The organism is Xenorhabdus hominickii (assembly GCF_002632725.1).
Classification (GTDB): domain Bacteria; phylum Pseudomonadota; class Gammaproteobacteria; order Enterobacterales; family Enterobacteriaceae; genus Xenorhabdus; species Xenorhabdus hominickii.
The window spans coordinates 1-745 of record NZ_NJAI01000078.1; the positions used below are offsets into that span (position 1 = coordinate 1).

1 protein-coding gene is annotated in these 745 nt (G+C 51.1%); it reads right to left on the bottom strand.

Going from position 1 to position 745, the window contains the following annotated elements; translation table 11 throughout:
- Positions 1-12 precede the first annotated feature (12 nt).
- Positions 13-708, bottom strand: a complete 696-nt coding sequence (locus tag Xhom_RS25160; protein WP_099140135.1) for an IS6 family transposase — start codon at positions 706-708, stop codon at positions 13-15.
- Positions 709-745: the final 37 nt, after the last annotated feature.

Below are 745 nucleotides of genomic sequence, written 5' to 3' on the forward strand. Positions count from 1 at the left end.
TTTGCTGATTTTTTAGGCTGCTAGCAGATAGAATTGTTGTGCCGATGACAATCCTTGCCCTTGTGGAGGTTGAAACTGCCCTTTGCGTATCATGTGCACCCATTCAATTCCTGCCAGCAGGGTCTGGGCTCTTCTGAACGAGCCGAACCCAAGCATCGCTCGCACCCGTCGTTTGATATTTCGATGGTCTTGCTCTATCAGATTATTCAGGTAGTTGTTTTGCCGGATTTTGATGCGGTTTTTCTTCTGCTTGCCCGCATTGAGGCCGTCCACCGCAGCTTTATTGGCTCCACTCTTATCAAGGGTCACGACCTCTGGTCGGGCGTGTTGGCGAAGGCCCTTGTTGAAAAAGCGACGGGCGGCATCGCTGTCCCGGTTGGCTGTCAACAAGAAGTCTACCGTATTGCCGGCAGAGTCCACTGCTCGATAAAGATAGCGCCACTGGCCTTTAATTTTGAGATAGGTTTCATCCATCCGCCACCGCCGCCCCACGGTGCGCTTGTATTGGCGGAACGCCTTATTCAGCAAAGGGGTTAACCTAATGACCCAGCGATAAAGGGTTGAGTGATCAACGACAATACCCCGCTCAGCCATAATTTCTTCAAGATCGCGCAGGCTGAGCGCATAGCTCAGATACCACCGGACGCATTGGGCAATAATATCAGTGGGATAATGCAGGCGTTTGAACGCTTTTCGGATAAGGGGCATATCGGATTCCATCCTGAGTTTTCCCAACGATAAACCA